Source organism: Glycomyces salinus, assembly GCF_016428645.1.
In the GTDB taxonomy this organism is placed as follows: Bacteria; Actinomycetota; Actinomycetes; order Mycobacteriales; family Micromonosporaceae; genus Glycomyces; species Glycomyces salinus.
In genome coordinates, this window is the sequence record NZ_JAELXW010000136.1 from 1 (window position 1) to 22544 (window position 22544).

Genomic DNA, 22544 nt, shown 5'->3' on the forward strand with positions numbered 1-22544 from the left:
TCCGCACCTGAACCGGAGCCGGAATACTCCCCGCCGCCGGTCGAGAACCAGCGGCCTTCGCCGGGCCCGCTTCGTCGCGGGTTCTGGAACGAGTCCGGTCAAGACCGGCAGATCGTTGAAGACGGGTACCGGTTCGACCGACTCCGCGAAAACGCCTGGGACGACTTCATGACCGACTCGGCCCCACTCGCCGCCGCTCACCACCGGCAGCCCGTTCGCCGGTCCCGTCAGACCGCGTTCGACCACGAAGGCGGGCTCGCGCTGGTGATGTGGGTCCGCCTGGCCCAGTGGCTGTTCGCCCTCATCCGGTCCTTCACGACACGGATCGAGCCGGGCCCCGAACCGGCTTCGGACCGCACCCGGGTTCCGCGGCCGAGCGCGGGGCGGCAATCGGTGCCGCAGCGCGCCCAGCGGTCCGATGCCGCACCGGCCGGTGCCGGAATGGCTCGGGCGATCGCCGGGGCCCAGCGGGCCAGAGCGGGGGTGGCCTCGTGGGCGTAGGAAGGAGAGCACCACACCGGGTCCGCGCCGCCTACGCGCACGCGCTGGAGGCGATCCCGCTACCGGTCCGGGCGATCTCCGCTCCGGTCGAGGAGGCCCTGACCGTCCTCGGCACCGCCGAAATCGGCGGCCGGACCGTCCAATTCGGAACCACTATCGCCGCGCCCCGTCTCTGGGTCGCCTTCGCCGACGCGATTCCACCCGTCTTCGGCTACCTGTCCGGCCTGGTCACCTCCCAACCGCAGCTCCACCTCACCACCGAAGCGCACCGGGACTGGACCGGCCAGGCCGACCACACCGACACGCTCATCGGCCACGGCCTGGCCGTCTGGCACGAAGCCCAGCGCTGGTGCGAGGGGTGAGTCGCGAATGAACCACCACCGACGCCAAGCACTCTTCAAGGAGCACGCCGCCGCCGTCCTGAGACGGGACACCGCAGGAGCCGCCCGCGCCCTGGCATCGATCGGCCCCGAGTCGTGGATGGGGCATCAACTGTTCGTATTCTCGCTGTTCGCCTCGACCGTCACCGACCACTTCGGCGACGACCTCGACCGGGCGGACCTGGCCGAGCTCATGGCCGAGTTCCGCACGGCCCGACCGGACGCTCACTGGCTCAGAGCCGAAGCCCTCATCCGGTCCTGCTACGGCGAATCGAGCCTCTACTTGGACGTACCCCAGTCCGAGCACTGGTCACTGATGTGGGCCGTCCTGGCACTCATCGTCCCGCCAGACCCGGGCGAGACGACCCTGACCGTGCTCTTCGACCGCGCCGACGACCTCGGCCGCGAGGTCGTCTCCGGCATCTTCGAGTCCGAACGCCTCTTCGGCTGGGCCGACGAACCCGAAGACCCACCACAGCACCGAGAGGAGGCGTCGTGAACGACGCCGAACTGCTCCGGGCCTCGCTGGCGGCCCTGGCCTTCCGCGACCACGCGCGGCTCCGGAGCGTACGGGCCCAGTACCAGGCGCATCACCCGCGCGGCGAGACCGAGCAGCTCCTACATGTCGCGGCCGTGTGCGTCCGCCTCCGCTTCGGCGGCTCCGGCGACGGGCACGACTCGGAGAACCTGGTCCGGTTCCTCGCCGAAGCCCGCGCCGCCAGGCCGGGCTTCACCGTCCCGTCCAACTTCCTCGACGTCGAAGGCGTCATCCGCGGCCTGCTCGGCGAGCCGGGCATCCTCGACCGCATCGACCCGACCAGTATGAGGCGGATCCTGACCTTCCTCGTCCAATACCTCGCCGACACCACACCCGAGATCAGAGAGGACTTCGACGCCGTCATCGACCAGGCCAGGCAGCAGATACACCGCCAGATCGTCGGCTGACACCAATGCCTTTCGGTTGAGGGGCGGTTCGGCCCCGGGCAAGGGGACCCCGGGTTGCCGCGAATGCGGCCTTCCGCATGTCAGGCACGAACGGCGCCGAGCCCGCCCCGGCCCGGGCCCGGACCGTTCGCGCTTGACATCCGGCGAGCCGGATTCGCAGCAGCCTGGGGTCCCCTCGGGGCCGGGCCTGCCGACAGGCCCGGCCGAACGCGGTCACTCTGCCTGGCGACGCTCGGCAGCCGTGTCGAGGAGCTCGCCGACCGTACGCTCTCCGCTCGCCACGTGCTCGGACTCGTCGGCGGCGCGGGACTTGCGGAGGAGTTCGAGGCGGACCTTCTCGCCGTCGCCTTCGACCACGCGCAGCAGGAGACGCTCCTTCTGCTTGTCGCTGAGCACGGTCACCGCCTCGGCGACGGTCGTCCTCGGAGCCGTCCGGTTCGGGCTCGCCTCGGCCGCGACCTCCAACAGGGTCTGGTCGAGTTTCAGGAAATCGGCGAGCGCGCGCTGCGGGACGGTGATCGACTTCAGGCCGGGCGGGACGGGCGGTTCCAAGCGGTCCTCGTCGTCGGCCGGAAAGGCGTCCTCCTCGATCTCCCAGCGGCCGTAGGCCGCCAGCCAGGCGAGGTAGAGCGCGCGGTAGTCGCCCTCGGCGATCTCTTGACGCACGCCCGCGATCTCGGACAAGTCGAATCGCAGGCCGCCCTCGTCCTGGTCCCACACGTCCTCCTCGTAGTCGGGAGGTTCTTCGGTCGAATAGCTGAGCTCGAAGATGAAGTGCTTGCCGGAGGAGGTGATGCCGACGCCGTCGTCCGCCTGGAACGGTTCGATGCTCTCGACGTCCACGGCCCGGCGCGGGAGCTTCAGAAGGAGCTCTCTGGCGCCCCAGTCCGCGTAGTAGAGGTGCGCGTCGTAGTAGCGGGCGACCATCCGATACGGGTTGCCCTTGAACTCGCCCCAGTGGTATTCGTTGGTGAAACTCGTGGCCGTGATCTCGGCTCGGGTCGACAGTTCGCGGACCTGAGCCTGCTCATCGGCGCTCAGGGGCCGGTCGAGGGCGAGGAACTCGTAGTACTCGTAGGTGCTCACCTTTCGCATTCTCTCCGGTGCGGGGCGAGTGGGCCGAGCCGTACATGGCAAAGTAGAGCCCGGAGCGGTGAACTCGGAGGTCAGGCACTTGCAGCAGAGGCATTGGGACGGAGACGACTCCGAGTACAGCTGGGAGCAGGAGGGCCTCGAGCACATCAGGCGGCACCTCGACGAGCGGAACATCCCCTACTACGCCCGCCAGTGCTTCAGCTTCATTCCCCCCAGCGGCACGCCGCGCGAGTGCGACCTGCTGCTGGCCGTCCCGTCCGGCTTCTACCTGCTCGAACTCAAGGCCCACCCCGGCCGCCTGCGCAACTCTGGTGAGACCTGGATGTTCGACGGCGACAAGTCGCGAACCATCAAGAACCCGCTCGTCGCCACCGAGAAGAAGGCGAAAGAGCTGAAGGGCCTGCTGCAGCGGGCCGCCAAGGGCGCCGACGTCCCGTTCCTGAAGGCGGCCGTGTTCCTCTCCGGGCGGGATCTGACCTGCGAACTCGACGGCTTCCAGCGTCCCGGCGTATACAGCAGGGAGGGCCGCGCCGCCGAAAGCGGCCTTCCCGAGATCGTCTCCGGCCTGCTCGACGCCGACCCCAATCCGAAGCGCCGCACCCCCAGAGGCTTCTACGAGCTGCTGCCGAAGCTCCTGCACGATATCGGCGTCGGCAGGATCCGCAGAGAACGCAGAGCGGGCCCGTACCGGCTCGAGTCCCACGCACTCAACTCGGGCCGCACCTGGACCGACTACCTGGCCCACAACCCCGCCCTGACCGAGGACGCACCCCGCCGCGTGCGGATCTACGCGGTCGAGGCGGGCCCGACCTCGGATCAGCGGACCTCCATGGCCCAAGCGGCCAAACGCGAGTACCGGAAGATCGCGGGCATCGACCACCCGGGAATCGTCCGAGCCGAGACCGTCGTGACGGTCGACGGCATCGGTCCCGGAGTGGTCTTCCAACACGGCAAGGACTGGCAGCAGCTCAACCACTACATGGCCCGAGACGGCCAGTACCTGCCCACCGAGACCCGCCTCCAGATGATCCGCCAGCTCACCGACGCCCTGCGCCACGCCCACGGGAGCCACGTCTCCCACCGGGCACTGGCGGCCGGGTCCGTGTGGGTGAGCGCCGAGGACGGCGACCCTCACCTGCGCATCGCCGACTGGCAGGCATCGGCCGGACATTCCGCCAAAGGCACCACCGCGGCCTGGGCGGACCTGGTGGACCACATCAACGCCTCCTCCGGGCCCTACCTGGCTCCCGAAGCGGCGAACGAGGACGCCGACTCCGTGCAGCTCGACGTCTTCGGGCTGGGCGCGCTGAGCTTCCTCATCCTCACCGGGAAGCCCCCGGCGGAGTCCCGCGGCGAACTGGTCGAACTACTGCGCCGCGACGGCTCGCTGGTGCCCTCGGCCGCCGACGACGACATGACCCCGACCATGGACCAACTGGTGCGGCAAGCGACCTGCCAGGCCCTCGAACGGTTCACCGACATCGGGGAGTTCGCCGAGGCCCTGGACGCCGTCGAGGCCGAACTCCGGGCCGCCTACGAGGAGCCGCAGCCCGACCCGCTCCGCGTCGCGCCCGGAGAGAAGGTCGGCCGCTACGAGGTCGAGCGAATCCTCGGCAGCGGCAGCACCGGCAAGGCCCTGCTGTGCAAAGACCCCGATCGCGATCCCGACGACGACAAGCACCAGGTAGTGGTCAAGGTCGCGATCGCGGACTCCCATGCCGCGGCCGACCGGTTGCAGATCGAGGCCGATGCGCTCAAGCGCAGCCGCTCGGTCCGCATCGCCGAATACCTCGAAGGACCCGACGAGTTCGGCGGACGAAACGTCCTGGTCATGACCTCGGCCGGCGAGCCGACCCTGGATCAGTACCTCCGCGCCCAGGGGCGCCTCACCACCAAGGAACTGGAGGACTGGAGCGACGACCTGTTCCGCATCCTCAAGGACCTCGAGGACCTCGAGATCTTCCACCGGGACATCAAACCCTCCAACCTCGGAGTGAAGGACCAATCCCGGCAGCACAAGCCGCCCCGCCTGGTGCTGTTCGACTTCTCGCTCGCCGGTGCCTCACCGACCGACTTCGACGCAGGGACTCGCGGCTACCTCGACCCGTTCCTAGAGGACCGGAGGAAATACGACTACGCGGCCGAACGGTACGCCGCCGCCGTGACATTGCACGAGATGGCCACCGGGGAACTCCCGTCCTGGGGCGACGGACTCACCGCCCCGGCCGAGCTGCCGCGCACCGAGACCGTCCCGCAGTTGCGGACCGACGTCTTCGAACCGTCGCTGCGCGACGGCCTCAAGCGATTCTTCGAGCGGGCCCTCCACCGGGACGCCGGGAAGCGTTTCGGCAGCCTCCCCGAGATGACCGAGGCGTTCAAGGAGGTCTTCCGAGACGAGGCCCGCCGAGAGCGCACCTCCCGGCCCCACACGACCACCCAGATCACTCCGGACCTGGAACTGGTCGCCACCGAGCTGAGCGACCGCGCCATCGGCGTCGCGCTCGAAAGACTCGACCTGAGCACCGTCGAAGATCTGATCGGCTGCCCCGCCTCCCGCATCAACTCCCTCGACGGCGCCGGCACGAAGGTCAAGCACGAGCTGCTGCGCAAGGCGAGCAAATGGCGGGCGGCTCTAGGCCTGACCGAGACCACCACCGCCCAGCCGGGGGAGGACGACCGCCGGGCCGCCGACGCGACCGTGGACCAGATCGCCGACAAGCTCCTGCCGAAGCGCGGCGAGCCGGAACCGCTGCGCCGAGTGGCGCTGCTGCTCGGCCTCCCCCACGGCGGTGCCCGCTCCCCGGTTCCCGTGTGGTCGACCTTCGAGGAGGTCGCCGTCGCCACCGGGGAGAGTGTCGCGAACCTCCGCACCAGCCTGGACGACGTGCGGGCGAGCCGCTGGGCCAAGAGCGTCCCCGAACTCACCGCGCTGCGCGACCAGATCGCCGACATCCTTGCCGAACGCGGCCGCGTCATGGAAGCCTCGCAGCTCGCCTCCGCAGTGCTGGGCCTGCGCAGCAGCGAATACACCGATCCCGAGTCGCGACTCGCCGCGGCCGGGGCGGCCGTGTTCGGAGCCGTCCAGGTGGAGAACGCGCTCACCGACGAGCGCTGCCGCTACCGGATGCACCGCCTCGGCGACGGCCCGGTGATCGTGGCGCTCACCGACCGCGGCGACGAGGACCAGCCGAGCGACACCGACCTGTTCGACTACGCCCGAGACCTCGGCGTGGCCGCGACCAGGCTGGTGAAGCTGGGCGAGAACGACCCGCTGCCCGACCCCGAAGAGATCATCGACGCCCTCCGCTCCGTCGAGGCCCCGACCGAATCGGTCGTGCTGTCCGACCGGAACCTGGTCAGGCTCGCGGCAGGCTCCAGCAAGACGGCGGCCGCCACCCGCCGCCTGGAGCTGTACCCTGTCGATCTCGACCCCAAGCGGGTGGTGGCGCTCTCGCAGCTGGGCATCTACCTCGACAACGAGGGAGGCGTGGAGTGGAAGCACCTGCGCGACCGGGTGAACGGGCGCTTCGGCGAGCTGGAGCGCTTCCCCGACAAGTACTCGGACCTGCTGGACCTGCTGCGCGAATGCGGGATCGAGGTCGAGACCGTCCCCGACTCGAAACCGCAGCGGATCCGCCTCCACGAGAACCAGCGCACCGGCACCCAGACCGCGACCCGATCCGACACGGAACACGGCGACCCGGCGCGCGACCTTGAACGCACCGCCAAGGACCTGGACGCAGCGGTCGAACAGGGCGGCTTCCGAGCCATCAAAGCATCGCTGCGGCTCACCTCGGCCGCCGCCTGGCTGGCCCGGAGACCCGGAGTGCGGGCGGTCGACCTCCAGGCGGTATTCCTAGGGCACCTGCGCGAATACGTCGCCGAACGCGGCGGCAAGCCGCCCTGGGAAACCCTGTTGGCGGCCGACACCGACACACCACCGTCGGCGTTCAACAAGCTCCTCGAGAAAGTCTGGGAGCGAGTCAGGGCTGAGCTGCTGGCCGAGGCCGAGCCGCCAGTACTATTGCTGCACAACGCGACCCCGCTGGCACGCTACGAAGGCGGTCGGCGGCTGCTTGCCGAGCTGATCGAAGCCGCCCGGACCCCCGACACCACCCCGTGGGGCCTGTGGCTGCTCTGCCCGATGGCCTCGACGAACGCCCCCGCCAGGCTGGACGACCACGAGGTTCACCCGCAGCAGTTCAGCGGGGAGCAGATACTATTGCGAGCTGTGAACAATACTTCACTGATCGTCGACGAAACCGAGTGAAGGCAGTACCCCCGTGAACCGTGAACTCCTGCTCGCCGACCTCAAGAAACAGGTCGCCGCCCTCGAAGATGACCTGCGCGAACGCGCGGCCGAACCTGAATTCGACCGAGGCCTGCGAGACGACTACGACGCGGCGACGACCGCCGGGCGGACAGCGACCGCCTACGAGGTCTGGTTGGAAGGCCAGATCACGCAGGCGGCGGTGGCCTGGGTGCTGGGCACGGTGTTCCTGCGGTTCGTCGAGGACAACAAGCTCATCGAGCTCCCATACCTGACCGGCCCGGGGGAATGGGGCGACGTCGCGGTCGACCGCCAGCAGGAGCACTTCGGCAAGCGTCCGCTCGATACCGACCGCCACTGGATCGAGGCGGGGTTCGCCGACATGCGCGCGGCCTCCCCGGTCGCCGCGGGCCTGTTCGACAAGGCCCACAACCCGATGCACCGCATCACCCCGAGCGGCCAGGCCGCGAGGACTCTGGTGGAGTTCTGGCGGCGGAAGGGCGAGGACGGGAAGATCGTCCATGACTTCACCGACGAAACCTGGGACACCCGGTTCCTCGGCGACCTCTACCAGGACCTTTCGGAGGCGGCCCGGAAGACCTACGCGCTGCTGCAGACCCCGGACTTCGTCGAGGAGTTCATCCTCGACCTGACCCTGACTCCGGCGCTCGATGAGTTCGGCCTCGAACCGGACTACCCGCTGAAGAACGACCGCCCCGACTTCGAGGGACGGGACCGAAAGGGCCTGCGCCTGATCGACCCGACCTGCGGATCGGGCCACTTCCTGCTCGGGGCGTTCCACCGGCTGTTGGAGCAGTGGGAGGAACACGCACCTGGTCTGGACCGCTGGGAACTGATCCGCCGGACGCTGTACAGCGTCCACGGCGTCGACAAGAACCCATTCGCGGTGGCGATCGCGAGGTTCCGACTCCTGGTCGCCGCACTGAAGGCAGCAGGAGAGACGAGCCTGAAGGGTGTCGAGTTCCAGATCAACGTGGCCGTGGGCGATTCCTTGCTGCATGGTCGAGGAGCAAACCAGGTACAGCGAAGTCTGCTCGACGGCGACGATGCCCACGCCTACGTCACTGAGGACATCTACGAGGACAAGTTCCGCCAGGTCGATCTCCTCGGCATTGGCTCCTACCACGTCGTGGTCGGCAACCCGCCTTACATCACGGTGAAGGACAAGCAGGAGAACGAGAACTACCGAAAGGCGTATCCCGAGGTCTGCAAAGGCAAGTACGCGCTGTCGGTTCCTTTCGCGCAGCGATTCTTCCAACTCGGAGTGAATGGCCACCACACTCGGACGGGCGCAGGGTACATCGGTCAGATCACCGCCAACTCCTTCATGAAGAGGGAGTTCGGCAGCAAGTTGATCGAGGACTACTTCAACCGAAAGGTCGACCTGACCCACGTCATTGACACCTCGGGCGCCTACATTCCCGGCCACGGAACCCCAACCGTGATCCTCATCGGCCGTCGTTCCGCCCAACGCGGCCATGATGTCCGAGTGGTCCAGGGCATCCAAGGCGAGCCGTCTCAGCCGGTGACCCCAGAGAAGGGACTGGTCTGGAATGCGATCACCGAGCAGGTAGAGAATCCGGGGAGCGAAAGCCAGTGGGTGAGCTGTGCGGATCTTCCTCGTGAACGCCTAACCCGGCATCCCTGGAATCTAGCCGGAGGTGGTGCAGATGCGCTCATTCTGCGGATTGAAGACGCTGCAAATTCAGTACTTGGGGCAAGAGTGAAGCGAATTGGCTTCTACGGGGTAATTGGAGCTGATGACGTTTCAATCGCGTCAGCTAGGGTCTTTGAACGAACCCGGACTGAGTCGGAATATCATCGGAGGTTGGTGGTAGGGGATCAAGTAAGGGATTGGGATGTACTGGAAGGACTAGACGTATTTCACCCGTATACATCTTCCAGACAACTGGTTTCGCTGGAGGATCTGCCAGGTCACAAAATCAGATTGTGGCCTTATCGAACTACCATGGGAAATCGGTCGACATTTTCAAAAGGCACATACTTCTCCGACGGTCGCCCCTGGTATGAATGGCATCAGTTGCCAGTTGATAAGGGAGCTCATCGAAGCTCGATTGTGTATGGCGAGATCGCAACCCACAACCACTTTATCCTGGACCAAGGTGACAGTGTTTTCAATAGGACTGCTCCTATTATCAAACTTCGAGATGGGTCGACGTACGAGGACCATCTGGAGCTCATCGGTGTGCTCAACAGTTCAACCGCTGCCTTCTGTTTGCGTCAGCGTTGCTTTCCAAAAGGTGGAGACAAAGTTGGTGGAGATGGTGCTCGTGTAACGGGAGAGCATTGGGAGGAGCGATATGCATTTAACTCAACCAATGTTGAGCAGGTTCCGCTGCCAAAAATACTCCCACTTGAGCTCGGTCGATACCTGGATTCGGTTTCACAGAAATACATGGATACGCAGCCTGATGTGGTGATCGAGAATTTGCCTATAAGTCGAGATGCTCTCGATAATGCGCACTCCTCAAACACTACTTTCAGACTGCGGATGATAGCCCTTCAAGAAGAACTCGACTGGCAGGTATACGGATTCTATGGGTTGTTTGATGATTCCGAAATGGGTAATCTGACTGGGGATCCGGATTCGGTCCCCGAAGTTGATCTCGGTGAACGAGCTTTCGAGATCGTTCTTGCCCGCAAGATGAATGCTGGCGAGATCAAGACTCAGTGGTTTAAACGCCACGATTCTATCCCGATCACTGAGATTCCTTCCCGATGGCCCGCCGAGTATCGTGAGCTTGTGCAACGCCGGATCGATTGCATTGAGTCTCGCCGGGACATCGCGCTAATCGAGCGTCCTGAGCACAAGCGCCGCTGGTCCACCATCCCGTGGGAGAAGCGCGAACAGGAGGCTCTCCGCACTTGGCTCCTGGATGCCTGCGAGCGTCGAGAGTTTTGGTACGCCGAGGACCACAACGGCATCGAGCAGCCCGAGCCTCAGACGATCAACCGGCTCGCTGACCGGCTCCGCACTGACCCCGACGTCATGCAGGTCGCCGAACTCTACGCCGGTCAGGGCACGGACCTTGCCAAGGTCCTGACCGACATCATCAAGACCGAACACGTCCCCTACCTGTCCGCCATGCGCTACAAGGACTCCGGCATGCGCAAGCGCGAGCAGTGGGAGTGGACCTGGGAAGAGCAGCACAAGGAGGACGAGACCGGTGAGGACCGCAAGATCCCGGTCCCGCCGAAGTACTCCTCGGGCGACTTCCGCAAGAACGAGTACTGGCGCCAGCGCGGCAAGCTCGACGTCCCCAATGAGCGCTTCATCTCCTACCCCGAAGCCTCCCCCGAGTCCGACGATTCGCTGCTCCTGGGCTGGGCCGGCTGGAACCACCGCGAGCAAGCCCACGCTCTCACCATACTCGTCCTCACCCGCTCCCAGGACGACAACTGGGGCCCCGACAAACTCACTCCGCTGCTCGCCGGCCTCGACGAGCAGCAGCTCTGGCTGAGGCAGTGGCATTCCGAGGAAGACCCGAACACCGGCGAGAGCCCTGCCCAGACCTATACCGGCTTCCTCAACGACATGATGGGCGAACTCGAGTTGAACCGCGACGACCTGAAGGGCTGGCGCCCCGCCCCGAAGACCGGGCGCAAGTCCAAAAAGCAGTAGAGAAGAGGTAAGCACCGATGCCGCAGACCCTGGGCGACCTGTTCGAGGTCAAGCCGGTCCACTCCGGCGACTTCGTGCTCAAACTGAATCTGGACGACACCGCCTCAGAGCTCGCCTCGTACGTGGTCACCGAGGACCTGGCCGAGTGCTTCGACCAGGCACTGTCCTTGGTCCGGGACGTCCTGTCCGGTAAGAGCTCCAAGGCCACCTACCTCAAGGGCTCCTTCGGCGCCGGTAAATCCCACTTCCTCGCGGTCCTGCGGGCGGTGCTCCGCCACGAGCCCACCGCCCGTGGGCTCCCTCGCCTGGCCGAAGTCGTCGCCTCCCATGACTCCTGGCTCGAAGGGAAGCGATTCCTGCAGGTCGGCTTCCACATGATCGACCAGGAGTCGCTCGAAGCGGCCATCTTCAAGGAGTACGTGGAGCTGGTCCGCACCAAGCACCCCGAGGCGCCGCTCCCACCCGTCTACCGCGACGCGCGGCTGCTCGAGGATGCCGCGGAGCTGCGCAAGAACATGGGGGACGAGCGCTTCATCGCGACTCTCCCCGCTGAAGCAGGCCAAGATCAGGTGACCGCCGATGTATGGGGAGAGGACGTGGTGAGTCCGGACTCCTGGACCGCCGCCGAACTCGATGCCGCCTTCGCAGCCGCGCCCGGTGACCCGCTCCGCGGCAGGCTCGTCTCGGCCCTGGTGAAGTCCCACTTCAAGTCCTACGCGGACCTGGCGCAATCGGGCAGCTTCATCGACCTCGACACCGGCCTGTCGGTCATCAGCCGCCACGCCAAAGAGGTGCTCGGCTACGACGCGGTCGTCCTCCTGCTCGACGAGCTGGTGCTCTGGCTGTCCCGCTACAGCGGCAAGCCCGAGAAACTGCACACCGAGCAGCAGAAGATCGTCAAACTCGTCGAGTCGGCGGAGTCCTACCGCCCCGCCCCGATCGTGAGCTTCATCCCACAGCAACGCGACCTGCGGGAACTGGTCGGCAGGTCCCTGGCCGGCGAGGAGGCCGACGCCCTGTACGACGGCCTCAACCACTCTTCGGGCCGGTTCGACCGGATCGAGCTGTCCGACATGAACCTTCCGGCGGTCGTCGCCGAGCGGCTCCTCAAGCCCAAGGGCGGCGCCGGAAGCCCGGCCGACCAGGCGATCAAGGCCGAGTTCAGCAAGGTCCGGAACCACAAGCAGTCGGCGCGGGACGTGCTGCTCGACTCCGCGGGCGGCGGCTCCTCGTTCGAGGACTTCGAGGCCACCTACCCGTTCTCCCCGGTGTTCATGCACACCATCGTCGACGTCTCCGGTGCCCTGCAGCGCAACCGAACCGCGCTGAAACTCCTGGCCGAGCTGCTCTACCAGCAGCGCGACATGGAGATCGGGCGGCTCATGCCGCTCGGGATGATCTTCGAGATCCTCGTCGCCGGTTCGGAGGAGCCCTTCGACAACCGCATCAAAGAGGAGTACAAGCGCACCAAGGCCTTCTACTTCGACTCCCTGCGACCCTTCCTGCGCGAGAAGTACAGCGTCACAGAGGAGGAAATGCGGGACCTGGACCCCAGGCATCCGTTCTGGGCGGCCGACATGGTCGTCAAGACTCTTATGCTGTCGGTCCTGGTGCCTCGGGTACCCGCACTGCAGAGCCTCGACGCCACCCGGTTGGCGGTGCTCAACCAGGGTGCGATCAACTCGATGATCCCCGGCCGCGAGGCCTCCCAAGTGGCCAACGTCCTCAAGGACCTCGGCACGAAGTTCAGCCAGATCCACGTCAAGGGCGTCAAGGACCCGACCGTGATGGTCCAGTTGATGACCGTCGACGTCAGCGCGATCATCAAGCACGCCGACTCGGCGGCCACCCGTTCGGAGCTGCGCAGGGCCGTGCAGCGGCTGCTGTGGAACGAACTGGGACTGAACGACCTCGACTCCGCCGTCTGCGACACCAACGTGATCTGGCGCGGCACCTCTCGGCGAGTCGAAGTGAAGTACACCAACATCCGCGAAGAAGCCATCGCGGAGATGGAGCCCGCGAAGGGCGCGATCCGCCTCCTGATCGACTACCCCTTCGACGAGGACCACACCCTTAGCCCCTCCGACGATCGCCGCAGGATGGTCGACGCACGTGAGCAGGTGGGGGACCGCGGATACCTGACGATCGGATGGATGCCGTCGTTCTTCAGCGAGGAACGTCGGGAGGACCTGCGCGATTATGTCATCATCGACTACCTGCTCGGCCGCGAGGACCGGCTGGTCGACGCCAGCCCCAACCTCGACAGCGGACAGCGGGCGGAGGCCCGTAACGGCCTCAGATCGCGTCATTCTGCCCTCGAAGAGCGACTCCTCGGAGTGGTCAAGCACGCCTATGGGCTCAACGGCGGTATCCCCGGCGACGTGGAGGAGCACCCGGCCGAACTGGTCATGGGCCTCGACTCGGCCTGGACCCCTCCGAAACCCAGCGCCGCCGGCTCACTCGACGACGCGATGACCCGGATGATCCGCAGCCTCCTCGACCACACCTACCCCGACCACCCGAACTTCGACGTCGAAGGCAAGAACCGCGCCTACCGGCGCGGCGACATCGAGGTCATGTGGCAGAAGGTCGAAGAGGCAGCCGGGGACGCCCACAAGCGCGCCGAGATCACCAAGGCCGAGCGCGAGACGCTCGCCCGGATCGCCGCCCCACTCGGCGAGGGCACCGTAGGAGAGGCATCCTTCGTGCTCACCGAACACGTCAAACGCGACCTCGACCGGGAGGTCGAGGCCACCGGCCACGCCGACGAGGTCTCCGTGGCGTACCTTCGCGATCGGCTCGCCGAACGGACCCCCGGCCTGCCGCCGGAACTGGTCGACCTGCTGGTGGTTTGCTACGCCATCCAGGACGACCGGACCTGGCTGCACGGCGGAGTCACCGTCGAGGCGCCCAAGCCCGGCCAGCTCGCCGACGAGATGCGCCTGCGCCGCCAGCCGCTGCCGCCCCGGGACGCCTTCGAGACCGCGCACGACCGCGCGTGCGGCTTCCTCGAAGCCGAGGCCCGGCCCGTCTACAAGTCCAACTCGGTCGCGTCCATAGCCCGGCAAGTCCGCGACATGATCCACCGGCACCGGGACGACGTCGTGGCCCTCGCCGACGGCCTGGCCGCGCACGCCGACACGCTCGGTCTCGACGAGACCAGCCCGAGAATGGTCACCGCCAGGCAGATGGCCGCCCTGTTCACCGACCTCGATGACCAACGCGGCGACGACAACGAGCTGATCGAGCACCTGGCGGCCGCCGCGCTCGACCGCAGCGAATCCTTCTACAAGAAGTCGATCCAGCACGCGGCCGAACTGAACCGGATGCTCCACGGCGAACAGGACCGCTGGCTGTCCCTGGACGGGTTGGCCGCCAGGACCGCACCCGAAGCGGCCGAGATCCTCCGCGGACTCCGCGAGATAGCCGTCCTCGAGGAACACAAGAAAGCCCTGGAGCCGGCCCTCCGCAACGCTTTCACCGCCGCCGCCCGGTACATGGTCCGGGCCAACACCCCCACGACACCGCCCGCGAAGACCGATCCGGAACCGGTGCCGACGCCGTCCGACACACCCGCCCCGGTCCCTCAGCGGCACCCCGGGTCGGTCACTCGCCCGGCTCGGGCCCAGAACCTGTCCGAAGTGGCCGCCCAGATCGCCGCCGACCTCGACCCCGATGCCTCCTATGAGATCACCGTGCGAAGGGTCGACGGCTGATGGCGGCATCGAACGCCGTGCGACTCCCGCCGGCCTCTCCGGGAGCGGTTGAGACCGCCGCTCGACGCGCCCTCCGCGAGACGAAACCGGGCGCGCCCCAGGTGACCGTGCTGCGCGCCGAGCCGACCTGGGACGGGACGGAACCACTCGAAATCGACGGGCGGTCCGTCGAGGTCTGCCCCGCCGCCACCGTTCTGGCCGTGCTCGACCTCATCGACCGCCACGAGGGCCCGAACCATCTGGTCATCCCGACCGGAGTCGACGAGGCCGCGCTCGGCGACAGCGTCCTGGCCCAGATCAGCGGGCACCGGATCGAGTCGGTCGACTCCCTCGAAGCCATCCGCACCGCCACCAGAGCCGACCGAATCGACGTCCAACTGCGCGGCAAGGCCAACGCCTGGATCGCCGAGCAGCTGCTCACGTACGCCACCGAGCTCTGGCCGGGCCGGGGCGATCGCCGCCCCTCGCTGTCCCGTCTCGACACCCTGCGACGCCTCACCGCCTTCCACCTGTTCGCCGACCCCGGCAAGACCGTCGACACCGCCGCGATGCTCGACTGGAGCCGACAGGCCCCTCGAATCCGTCAGTGGCTCGACCTCGACCCCGCCCTGCGCGCCAATCTCCGATCGGCCATCGTCGAGACCGCAGGGGACGCGGCCGCCATCGTCACCGCACTGGCCGAGGTCGGCACCGCCGCCGAAGCCCTGCCGGTGGCCGTGACCGCCTCCGTCCTGCTCGACAGCCCCGACGGCCGGACCCCCCTGGTGCGGCTCGAAGAGCGCTACTTCGGGCGCGATGCCCCCGGCGAGGGCGCGCTGCGCCGCTTCGCCGAAGCCGGAGTCGCCTACCTGGAACGGCGAGAAGGAGACGACGAGACCGTCTACGCGAAGGCCCAGGAGATCCTCGCCGACCTCGGAGCAGCCTCGGTCGCCGTCGACTCGGCCCTCCTCGGCGACGGATTCGACTCCCGCCTCAAGAAATTCGGCAAAGCCGTCGCCGCGGCGGTCGGCAAGCCCGCGAAACTCGCCGACGCCGAGCGTGCCTGGCACGAACTCGAATCCCACCGACTCGCCGACGACAACCGCGAGCGGATGACCGCGGCCCAGGCCGCGCTTCGACTGCTGTGGTGGCTCGACGCCCCGGAAAAGCACCCCGCCACGCTCGCCGCATGGGTCAATTGGCAAGTGCGCGAAGGCGGCTGGGTAGACCAGGCCGCGGCCGTGCTCGAAGTCGCCGACACCGGCGGCGAGGCCGGCCTCGGCCGCGCCTACCGGTCGGTGCTCGAACAGGTGCGGGCCCGCCGCGCCGCCGCCGACGCCGAATTCGCCCGGAAACTCGCCTCCGACGATCCCACCGGATCGTCCGAGATGCTCCTGGCGGAGAACCTCCAGGCGCGACTCCTTCGCCCTCTCGACCAGGCAAAACGTGAACTGCCGCCGTTGATCATCGTGTGCGACGGCATGTCGGCCGCCGACGCGGCCGCCATCGGCGCCGACATCCAGGCCACCGGAACCTGGATCGAGGCCGGTCGAACCGGCAGCGGACGCGAAGGCGCCCTGGCCACGATCCCGTCATCGACCATCTACTCCCGGACGAGCCTGCTCAGCGGAGGACCGGCCACCGGCGGACAGGACGCTGAGGCCCGCGGCTTCGCGCGCTACTGGCACCGACGCAAGACCCGGCTGTTCCACAAAGGCGATTTGCGCGCCGCGACGGCGTCCCAGATACCCGCCGAGCTGCACAGCGCACTCGCCGACCGCGAGACCCTCGTCGGCGTCGTCCTCAACACCATCGACGACGCCCTCGACAAGGACGACCTGATCTCGCGCCCGGTCTGGTCCCTCGACAGCGTCGACTACCTCGCCCCGCTGCTCGCGGCCGCCTCGCGCGCGTCGAGGCCGGTCCTGTTGTGCTCCGACCACGGCCACGTGCGCGACCGCGGCACGCCCAAACCCACTCGCAAAGGCGAATCGGCGCGCTGGCGCTCCGGTTCGGACGCCGGAGAAGGCGAAATCGTCCTCGACAACTCCAGGGTCCTGACCGGCTCCCCGGTCGTCGCCGCCGTCGACCGCGGACTCCGCTACACCGCCCGAAAGGCCGGATACCACGGCGGCGCCTCCCTGGCGGAGATGGTGATTCCCGTCCTTGCCTTCATTCCATCGAGGGCGGCCAAACCTGCGGGCTGGGAGGTATTCGACCGGCCTGCGATGCACGAGCCGGCCTGGTGGAACGGCCGCATCACCGCTATCCCAGAGCCGAAGCGGGACCGCAAGCGCGCCGAGCCCGCTGGTGCGACCCTGTTCGGCGACGCCACCATCGGCCAATCGGTCTGCGCGACCGAGCTCTATCGATCCATCCGAGCCCGCACCCCCAGGGCACTTGAGGACGCCAAGGTGGCCGCGGTCATCGACGCGCTCCACGACTCCGGCGGACGGCTCCCGGCCGCCCGGGTCGCCGAAATCGCCGGCAAGCAGGCGAGCCTGGTTGGCGGCTTCCTCGCCATGCTCAAACGCCTGCTCAACGTCGACGGCTACGCCGTTATCTCGGAGATCGACAAGGGGCGCACCATCACGCTCGACCGCGAACTGCTCACTCAGCAGTTCGGTGTAGGAGCACGATGAACGCCGAGATCTCACTCGAACCCCTCAGGCAATCATCCCTCGGAGGCCGCAAATGACCACCGCACCCGTCGTGCAACAAGCCCCACCGTCCAAAGGGCGGGTATTCATCTCGATCGTGTGGGCTCTGCTTCCAGCGCTCTCCCTCGGCATTGCCACGCCGTTTGCCTTCATGATCGCGTGGATCCGTCGACGGACGGTAGGGGCCTTCTTCAGTTTCATCTTCTACGGTGGCCTGGTCGTGTGGAGTATCTCCTCCAACGACGGGCCTCGGGAGGACCTCGCCATGGGCGCGTACCTCCTCATTGCATGGCTTTTCGCCTCCGCGCACACGTTCGTCATCCGACCGCGCGTCTGGTATTACACTCCCGGGCCGATCGAGGCAGAGCCGGTGCGTGTCCCGGCACCGGAACCCGAAGCGACCGCCGAAGACGCTCCGCGAGCGGAAGAGCCGTTCGGCAAGGACTTCGAGCCGATCGTCCTGGCCCATCGGGAACCGGCTGTGGCGTTCGCCGCCTGGATCCTGGTCTCGGCTGGTGACGAGGGCGCGGTCCCTCGAGCTCGGTTCGAGCAGCGATTCTTCGGGAACGGGCCGGTCGAACCGCTCGCGCTGGAGCATCTGGCCCAGGCAGGCTCGATCAATCTGCAGCACTTGTCGGCCTCCGACCCCGACGCCGCCGATGCCGTATACACCAGGGCCGGAGTCATCCTCGCCGAGCTCGGCGCCGGGGACCTGGCGCTGCGCTTCAGCCACTTCAACGGTTCGACGGCCTCGGAGCAGGACGAAGATCATGCCGAAGCGACCGACGCAGCAACGGAACCGATCGTGGAGGAACCCGAGCCCGAACCGTCCGCAACGGCTGACGCTACAGCCGAGGAGGCACCGCGGGAGGCGGCGTCGCTCGGACGTCAGGTCTGCGAATCGAACGCCTATCTCGCCCGAACTCTCGGCCTGCGCCGGGTACCGAATCCCGAAGACGTCGCCGCGATCATCGACGCCGCCGAAGGAGCCGGCGGTGTCCTGTCCATGTCCAGAGTAGGAGCGCTCACCGGGAGGACGACGGCCGTCGACGGATATGTCAGCCAGCTCCAGCGGGTGCTGAACATCGACGGGACTCCGGTGCTCTCCAGGCAGGATGACGGTGCGAGTATTCGTCTCGACACGGGACTCCTTCGTCAGCAATTCCTGGGAGGCAACAGGTGACCAGAGCCGAATCCGTCAGCCCCGTCCGCCGCCGGGCGGTCATCGACGCCCTGCGACGGGGAACGGTCCCCGAGTCCGGGCTCGACCTGTTCGCCGTGGGCCTGGAACGGTTCGAGGACGCCCTCGACGCCGAACTCGCCACGGTCGCGACCGGTCACGCGCAATTCAAGGCGCTGCGCGGCGAATACGGTTCCGGGAAGACCTTCTTCGCGCGATGGCTGGCCGAGAAGGCGAAACGTCGCGACATGGCCACCGCGGAGATCCAGATCTCCGAGACCGAGACACCGCTGCACAAACTCGAGACCGTCTACCGGCGCCTGGTCGAACATCTGGCCACGGCCGCGCATCAGCCCAGTGCGCTTCGCGACGTCATCGAGGGCTGGTTCTACATCCTCGAAGAGGACGTCCTCGAAGCGCGTTCGATCGACGACCCCGAGGAACTCGCGCGAGCCGTAGACGCCCTCGCAGAGCAGCGGCTGGCCGGCGTCGCCCGCTCGACCCCCGCGTTTTCCGCGGCGCTCCGGGCATACCGAAGCGCACGCCTGGCCGGCGACGACGCCCTCGCCGAGGGCCTACTGGCCTGGATCGGCGGACAGCCCAACGTCTCCGCGGCGGTCAAGCGAGTCGCTGGAGTCAAGGGCGACCTGGACCATTTCGGCGCCTTCGGTTTCCTCCAGGGCCTGCTGACCGTGCTGCGAGACTCGGGCCACCCGGGCCTGTTCGTGGTGTTCGACGAGATCGAGACCTTGCAGCGAGTCCGCAGCGACGTGCGCGAGAAGAGCCTGAACGCCCTGCGTCAGTTGATGGACGAGATCGACAAAGGGCGCTTCCCCGGACTGTATTTGCTCATCACGGGAACCCCGGCGTTCTTCGACGGGACGCAGGGTGTGCAGCGGGCACCGGCGCTCGCGCAACGGCTCGCGGTGAACTTCGCGGATCCGCGATTCGACAACCCAAGAGAGGTCCAGATCCGCCTGCACGGTTTCGACCTCGACAAACTGCAGTTGCTCGGCATGGCCGTTCGGGACCTGTACGCCGTCGACGCCTCCGAACGGGTTCGGAGGGACATCGACGACGAGTTCATCGCCGACCTGGCCCGGGCGGTGACCGGTGGACTCGGAGGGCAGGTCGGTATCGCTCCGAGGCTGTTCCTGCGAAAGCTCGTCGGCGGAGTCCTCGACCGGGTCGACCAGTTCGACGACTTCGACCCCCGACTGGACTCGCAGTTGTCCATCAGGTCGGGCGAACTGAACGAGGTGGAACGCAATGCGGTCTCGGCCGGCGATGTGGATCTGAAGCTTTGAGTGTCGAGCGCCTCCACTCGGGGCTGGTCCACCACATCGCCAACACTCTCGGATGGCCGGACCTGCGCCCGCTCCAGAAAGAGGCGGTGGCGCCGATCCTCGACGGTGAGGACGCGATACTGCTGGCACCCACCGCGGGCGGCAAAACCGAAGCCTCCTCGTTCCCGCTGATCAGCGCGATGGCGAGTGAGAACTGGGCCGGGCTGAGCGTGCTGTACCTGTGCCCGATCAAGGCGCTGCTGAACAACCTGGCCCCTAGGCTCGAGGCGTACGCGGGCTGGCTCGGCCGGACGGTCGGTCTCTGGCACGGCGACGTGAGCGCGGGCGCGAAGGACCGGATGCGCGCGGAACCGCCGAACATCCTGCTCACTACTCCCGAAAGCCTTGAAGGCCTCCTCATCTCGACCAAGACCGAAACCGACTTCTTCGCGGATCTGCGGGCCGTCGTGGTCGACGAAGTCCACGCCTTCGCAGCAGACGACCGAGGATGGCACCTCAGAGCGGTGCTCGAGCGGCTGTCCCGCCTTGCGGGGCGCCCATTGCAGCGGGTCGGCGCCTCCGCCACGGTCGGCAACCCGGACGAGCTGCTGACCTGGTTGCAGGGCTCCGGGGCCGGTCGACGCCCGGGACGGGTAATAGCGCCCGGTGTTGCATTCCCAGGGGCCGAGGCTCCCGAGCAACCGCCGGAGGGCGAGGTCGAACTCGATTACGTCGGCTCGGTCTCAAATGCCGCCAAGGTCATCGCCGCCTTGCACAGGGGTGAGAAACGGCTGGTGTTCTGCGATTCGCGCAAACTCGTCGAGCAGCTCGCCGGTTGGCTGCGAGAGTACGGTGTGACGGTCTTCCTCTCACATTCGTCCCTGTCAGTCGGCGAACGGCGGCGGGCCGAGCAGGCGTTCGCCGAGGCCCGTGACTGCGTCATCGTCGCCACCTCCACGCTTGAACTCGGGATCGACGTGGGGGACCTCGACCGGGTCATCCAAATCAACGCGCCGAAGACAGTGGCTTCGTTCCTGCAGCGGTTCGGGCGGACCGGGAGGCGCGCGGGCAGCGTCCGCAACTGCCTGTTCCTCGCGCTCGACAGCAGGGGCCTGATGGATGCGGCCGGACTGCTGCGCCTATGGGGCAGGCACTGGGTCGAGCCCATCGAGCCGCCGCCGGGGCCAAATCACATCGTCGCCCAGCAGGTCCTGGCGCTCTGCCTGCAGGAGAAACGCATCGGCAACCGTCTCTGGCCCGAGTCCTGGAACGGGCTCGAGCCCTTCGGAGCCGCGGCGAAACCCATCGTCGACTATCTGGTCGCCGAGGGCTTCCTCGAGACAGACGGCGGGATGCTGTTCGTCGGGCCGAACGCGGAGAAGCGGTTCGGGACCAAGCACTTCGCGGATCTGACCGCGGTCTTCTGCGCACCGCCGGAGTTCACGGTCATGCACGGGCGCGAGGAGGTCGGCCAGGTGGATCCTTCCATCCTCATACCCGAAGAGGGCAGGGGGCCGAGCAACATCCTTCTCGCGGGCAGGACCTGGTACCCCAAGCACATCGACTGGAAACGCCGCCTCTGCCATGTCGAACCCGTGGACGGCGACGGGAGCGCGAAGTGGAGCTCGATAGGCCTGCCGACGGGCAAGTCGTTCGAACTGACCCAGTCGATCCGAGCCGTCCTGCTCGGCGAGGACCCACCGGTCGCGATAACCGAGAGAGCAGAACGGACTCTCGCAGATCTACGCGAGAAGCACGCCGATCATGTGGACCCCGACAACCTGCTCATCCGGCGTGAAGGGTCAGAACTGCGCTGGTGGACCTGGGCCGGCTACCGGGCCAATCTGACATTGCAGGCATCGCTGGAAGGTTTCGCCCGAGCCGACGGCGTCACCGACTTCGCCCTGAGGCTTGAGAACGACCTGACTCCCGGCCAGCTCTCGAAGCGACTGCGCAAGGTCGAACTCCGGTCGCCCACACCCGACCCGCGAGCCGTGACCGGCCTGAAGTTCAACGACGCGCTCCCCGAAGACCTCGCCACCTCCACCCTCTCCACCCGCCTCGCCGATCTCGACGGAGCGAGCGCAGCCCTAGCAATGAATCGAGTATTCATTGCGTAGTTGCATGAACGCCTCACCATGAAGTGCCGACTGATAATGGTGAGGCCCGTGTGGCGCGGTGATATTGATGCCGGAAGGCGGACGGCAGAACAAGAGCGATATGGACGGCAGCGGTACTAATCTCGTGGACCCCATTACGCAGGTCGCTGCTGTAGCCTGAGAGTCACAACGCAGTTGAGTCAGTCGCGAGTGAACCTAGTGTGGGCGCGACCGCATCGAGTCTCGAGCCCTGGACAACCCCCGACTCACGGAGTAGTTGAATCCATGGATGACAACAGTCGAAACGAACTCCCACCTGGGTTGCGATCTGGGCGGGATCTATCGGACTTGATCAGCCGTCCACGACGACGATCCCGAAGGCAGCGCTTCGTCGCCTGGTTCTCCCGCGGCAAACTGATCACGATCGGCGTGGTCACATCGCTTGTCGCCTTGGTCGGATTGGCCAACTCGGCGCTCGACCTCTGGCAGCGCACGGGTGGAGCTGAAACTGAGTCCAGCGATGGAGTGGATATAGAATTCCTGGGCCCGGATGAGGCCGGAGGCGGCGATGTTCCAGTTTGGGACAATGCTTACTCTCCTTGCCAAAGCCCAGTTGACCTGGAGCGAGTGCCCCTGGATCGGGAGATCGAAGATGAGTCCCGACTTGAACTCGGTGATGGTGCAACTGAGTTCGGGGGCGAGGACTACGCCCTCGAGTTTCCGTTGATATTGAGCCATTTCGAGCAAGGCATCATGCGCTCTGAGTGAG

Annotated in this window: 12 protein-coding genes and 1 pseudogene; 11 read left to right on the forward strand and 2 right to left on the reverse strand. The window is 66.8% G+C overall.

Translation table 11 applies throughout. The annotated features are described in order from the left end of the window. The 4 genes and pseudogenes from JFB92_RS23430 to JFB92_RS23445 form a co-directional block, all read left to right on the forward strand. Positions 1–501: pseudogene (locus JFB92_RS23430) on the forward strand (hypothetical protein); the annotation flags it as partial. Continuing rightward, positions 492–863: a hypothetical protein gene (locus tag JFB92_RS23435; protein ID WP_199044179.1), complete on the forward strand. Its 372-nt coding sequence runs from the start codon at positions 492–494 to the stop codon at positions 861–863. The pseudogene JFB92_RS23430 and the gene JFB92_RS23435, both read left to right, overlap by 10 nt. Before the next feature lie 7 nt (positions 864–870). Continuing rightward, complete coding sequence (locus JFB92_RS23440; protein ID WP_199044181.1) at positions 871–1380, forward strand: hypothetical protein; 510 nt, start codon at positions 871–873, stop codon at positions 1378–1380. Then, complete coding sequence (locus tag JFB92_RS23445) at positions 1377–1826, forward strand: hypothetical protein (protein ID WP_199044183.1); 450 nt, start codon at positions 1377–1379, stop codon at positions 1824–1826. Before JFB92_RS23440 ends, JFB92_RS23445 begins: the two co-directional genes overlap by 4 nt. A 213-nt stretch (positions 1827–2039) precedes the next feature. On the opposite strand, the gene JFB92_RS23450 is transcribed toward JFB92_RS23445, so the two are convergent. Then, positions 2040–2921, reverse strand: a complete 882-nt coding sequence (locus tag JFB92_RS23450) for a hypothetical protein (protein ID WP_372451686.1) — start codon at positions 2919–2921, stop codon at positions 2040–2042. A 79-nt stretch (positions 2922–3000) separates the two neighbouring features. Here JFB92_RS23450 and pglW point away from each other — a divergent pair, with 79 nt between their 5' ends. The 7 genes from pglW to JFB92_RS23485 are packed head-to-tail and all read left to right on the forward strand — an operon-like array spanning position 3001 to position 21796. Then, a complete protein-coding gene (gene pglW / locus JFB92_RS23455; RefSeq protein WP_199044187.1) occupies positions 3001–7191 on the forward strand; it encodes a BREX system serine/threonine kinase PglW in 4191 nt (1396 codons plus the stop codon). A 13-nt stretch (positions 7192–7204) separates the two neighbouring features. Next, entirely contained in the window at positions 7205–10855 is a 3651-nt protein-coding gene (gene pglX / locus JFB92_RS23460) for a BREX-2 system adenine-specific DNA-methyltransferase PglX (protein WP_199044189.1), read from the forward strand. Between the two features lie 17 nt (positions 10856–10872). Then, positions 10873–14571, forward strand: coding sequence for a DUF6079 family protein (locus tag JFB92_RS23465; RefSeq protein WP_199044191.1), 3699 nt, complete (start codon positions 10873–10875; stop codon positions 14569–14571). After that, entirely contained in the window at positions 14571–17192 is a 2622-nt protein-coding gene (pglZ, locus tag JFB92_RS23470; protein WP_199044193.1) for a BREX-2 system phosphatase PglZ, read from the forward strand. The genes JFB92_RS23465 and pglZ overlap by 1 nt, the downstream gene beginning before the upstream one ends. A gap of 52 nt (positions 17193–17244) precedes the next feature. Beyond that, complete coding sequence (locus JFB92_RS23475; RefSeq protein ID WP_199044195.1) at positions 17245–18393, forward strand: hypothetical protein; 1149 nt, start codon at positions 17245–17247, stop codon at positions 18391–18393. Next, a complete protein-coding gene (brxD, locus tag JFB92_RS23480; RefSeq protein WP_199044205.1) occupies positions 18390–19697 on the forward strand; it encodes a BREX system ATP-binding protein BrxD in 1308 nt (435 codons plus the stop codon). The genes JFB92_RS23475 and brxD overlap by 4 nt, the downstream gene beginning before the upstream one ends. Next, positions 19694–21796, forward strand: a complete 2103-nt coding sequence (locus JFB92_RS23485) for a DEAD/DEAH box helicase (protein ID WP_199044215.1) — start codon at positions 19694–19696, stop codon at positions 21794–21796. The genes brxD and JFB92_RS23485 overlap by 4 nt, the downstream gene beginning before the upstream one ends. Positions 21797–22114: 318 nt before the next feature. Here JFB92_RS23485 and JFB92_RS25875 read toward each other — a convergent pair. Further along, positions 22115–22544: hypothetical protein (locus JFB92_RS25875; protein ID WP_233163717.1), on the reverse strand; the 430-nt coding region annotated here is incomplete at its 5' end.

Bases quoted from the DNA above. Each gene is read 5' to 3' on its own strand.
- JFB92_RS23440 (WP_199044181.1), top strand. From the start codon at position 871: ATGAACCACCACCGACGCCAAGCACTCTTCAAGGAGCACGCCGCCGCC.
- JFB92_RS23450 (WP_372451686.1), bottom strand. From the start codon at position 2,921: ATGCGAAAGGTGAGCACCTACGAGTACTACGAGTTCCTCGCCCTCGAC.
- JFB92_RS23465 (WP_199044191.1), top strand. From the start codon at position 10,873: ATGCCGCAGACCCTGGGCGACCTGTTCGAGGTCAAGCCGGTCCACTCC.
- pglZ (WP_199044193.1), top strand. From the start codon at position 14,571: ATGGCGGCATCGAACGCCGTGCGACTCCCGCCGGCCTCTCCGGGAGCG.
- JFB92_RS23475 (WP_199044195.1), top strand. From the start codon at position 17,245: ATGACCACCGCACCCGTCGTGCAACAAGCCCCACCGTCCAAAGGGCGG.